This window comes from Sulfitobacter sp. PR48 (genome assembly GCF_028807335.1).
Taxonomy (GTDB): Bacteria; Pseudomonadota; Alphaproteobacteria; order Rhodobacterales; family Rhodobacteraceae; genus Sulfitobacter.
Map to the genome: position 1 here is coordinate 1 of NZ_JARAMM010000054.1, position 3299 is coordinate 3299.

Below are 3299 nucleotides of genomic sequence, written 5' to 3' on the forward strand. Positions count from 1 at the left end.
CTTGGGGTTATATGGTCAAGTGAAGAAGCGCATACGGTGGATGCCTTGGCAGTCAGAGGCGATGAAAGACGTGGTAGCCTGCGATAAGCTTTGGGGAGTCGGCAAACAGACTGTGATCCAGAGATCTCTGAATGGGGGAACCCAGCCAGCATAAGCTGGTTATCTTGTACTGAATACATAGGTGCAAGAGGCGAACCAGGGGAACTGAAACATCTAAGTACCCTGAGGAAAAGAAATCAACCGAGATTCCCTTAGTAGTGGCGAGCGAACGGGGACCAGCCCTTAAGTTGGTTTGAGATTAGTGGAACGCTCTGGAAAGTGCGGCCATAGTGGGTGATAGCCCCGTACACGAAAATCTCTTATCAATGAAATCGAGTAGGACGGAGCACGAGAAACTTTGTCTGAATATGGGGGGACCATCCTCCAAGGCTAAATACTACTGACTGACCGATAGTGAACCAGTACCGTGAGGGAAAGGCGAAAAGAACCCCGGAGAGGGGAGTGAAATAGAACCTGAAACCGTATGCGTACAAGCAGTGGGAGCCTACTTTGTTAGGTGACTGCGTACCTTTTGTATAATGGGTCAGCGACTTATATTCAGTGGCGAGCTTAACCGAATAGGGGAGGCGTAGCGAAAGCGAGTCTTAATAGGGCGTTTAGTCGCTGGGTATAGACCCGAAACCGGGCGATCTATCCATGGGCAGGTTGAAGGTTAGGTAACACTGACTGGAGGACCGAACCGACTACCGTTGAAAAGTTAGCGGATGACCTGTGGATCGGAGTGAAAGGCTAATCAAGCTCGGAGATAGCTGGTTCTCCTCGAAAGCTATTTAGGTAGCGCCTCATGTATCACTGTAGGGGGTAGAGCACTGTTTCGGCTAGGGGGTCATCCCGACTTACCAAACCGATGCAAACTCCGAATACCTACAAGTGCCGAGCATGGGAGACACACGGCGGGTGCTAACGTCCGTCGTGAAAAGGGAAACAACCCAGACCGTCAGCTAAGGTCCCAAAGTCATGGTTAAGTGGGAAACGATGTGGGAAGGCTTAGACAGCTAGGAGGTTGGCTTAGAAGCAGCCACCCTTTAAAGAAAGCGTAATAGCTCACTAGTCGAGTCGGCCTGCGCGGAAGATGTAACGGGGCTAAAACTATATGCCGAAGCTGCGGATTTGCAATTTATTGCAAGTGGTAGGGGAGCGTTCTGTAAGCCGATGAAGGTGTATTGAGAAGTATGCTGGAGGTATCAGAAGTGCGAATGCTGACGTGAGTAACGACAATGCGAGTGAAAAACTCGCACGCTGAAAGACCAAGGGTTCCAGTCCAACGTTAATCGGGGCTGGGTGAGTCGACCCCTAAGGCGAGGCCGAGAGGCGTAGTCGATGGGAAATTGGTTAATATTCCAATACTTCTATGTAATGCGATGAGAGGACGGAGAAGGTTAAGTCAGCCTGGCGTTGGTTGTCCAGGTGGAAGGTTGTAGGCATGTATCTTAGGCAAATCCGGGGTACTCTATGCTGAGAACTGATAGCAAGCTGTACTTGTACAGTGAAGTGGCTGATACCATGCTTCCAGGAAAAGTCTCTAAGCTTCAGTTACATAGGAATCGTACCCGAAACCGACACAGGTGGTCAGGTCGAGTAGACCAAAGCGCTTGAGAGAACTCTGCTGAAGGAACTAGGCAAAATGGTACCGTAACTTCGGGAGAAGGTACGCTGCCGACGGTGATAGGATTTACTCCTTGAGCTATTGGCAGCCACAGAAACCAGGCCCCTGCAACTGTTTATTAAAAACATAGCACTCTGCAAACACGAAAGTGGACGTATAGGGTGTGATGCCTGCCCGGTGCTGGAAGGTTAATTGATGGGGTTAGCGTAAGCGAAGCTCTTGATCGAAGCCCCAGTAAACGGCGGCCGTAACTATAACGGTCCTAAGGTAGCGAAATTCCTTGTCGGGTAAGTTCCGACCTGCACGAATGGCATAATGATGGGGGCGCTGTCTCCAGCAGAGACTCAGTGAAATCGAATTCGCCGTGAAGATGCGGTGTACCCGCGGCTAGACGGAAAGACCCCGTGAACCTTTACTGCAGCTTGACATTGAACTTTGATCTTACTTGTGTAGGATAGGTGGGAGGCTTTGAAACCGAGACGCTAGTTTCGGTGGAGCCAATCTTGAAATACCACCCTGGTAATATTGAGGTTCTAACTCTGTCCCGTTATCCGGGACGAGGACCATGTCTGGTGGGTAGTTTGACTGGGGCGGTCTCCTCCTAAAGAGTAACGGAGGAGTACGAAGGTGCGCTCAGCGTGGTCGGAAATCACGCGTAGAGTATAAAGGCAAAAGCGCGCTTAACTGCGAGACCCACAAGTCGAGCAGGTACGAAAGTAGGTCTTAGTGATCCGGTGGTTCTGTATGGAAGGGCCATCGCTCAACGGATAAAAGGTACTCTGGGGATAACAGGCTGATACCGCCCAAGAGTTCATATCGACGGCGGTGTTTGGCACCTCGATGTCGGCTCATCTCATCCTGGGGCTGAAGCAGGTCCCAAGGGTATGGCTGTTCGCCATTTAAAGAGGTACGCGAGCTGGGTTTAGAACGTCGTGAGACAGTTCGGTCCCTATCTACCGTGGGCGTTGGAAATTTGAGAGGATCTGCTCCTAGTACGAGAGGACCAGAGTGGACGAACCTCTGGTGTACCGGTTGTGACGCCAGTCGCATCGCCGGGTAGCTATGTTCGGAAGGGATAACCGCTGAAAGCATCTAAGCGGGAAGCCTACCTCAAGATAAGATTTCCCTAGGACTTTATGTCCTCTAAAGAGCCGTTGAAGACTACGACGTTGATAGGTTGGATGTGGAAGCATAGTGATATGTGAAGCTGACCAATACTAATTGCTCGTGAGGCTTGACTATACAACACCCAAACAGTTGGTGTTGTGGTTCAAATCACTGCAAACAACTTGATTTAGTTATAAAGCTAGATAAAATATCCAACTCAAATATACCTGTTAATAACTCATTTGATGAAAGTTAGGCACGAAGAGCACTGCTCTGAGGTTAGACCCAACGAATAGTCATAAACAGTTGTGCTGGCGACAATAGCAAGAGTGAACCACCTGATCCCTTCCCGAACTCAGAAGTGAAACCTCTTAGCGCTGATGGTAGTGTGGAGTTATCCATGTGAGAGTAAGTCATCGCCAGCTCATTAATTCTAAATCCCCCTCCGCTTAAGGCTGAGGGGGATTTTTTTATGCTGAATATATTAAATAATAAACGAAAAGCGAAATATTAAGTGGGAATGAAG

General features: G+C 49.3%; 2 rRNA genes. Both read left to right on the plus strand.

The features are described from left to right. Window positions 1–13: 13 nt before the first annotated feature. A 23S ribosomal RNA gene (locus tag PVW51_RS24115) occupies window positions 14–2908 on the plus strand. A 175-nt stretch (window positions 2909–3083) separates the two neighbouring features. Beyond that, a 5S ribosomal RNA gene (gene rrf / locus PVW51_RS24120) occupies window positions 3084–3198 on the plus strand. Window positions 3199–3299: the final 101 nt, after the last annotated feature.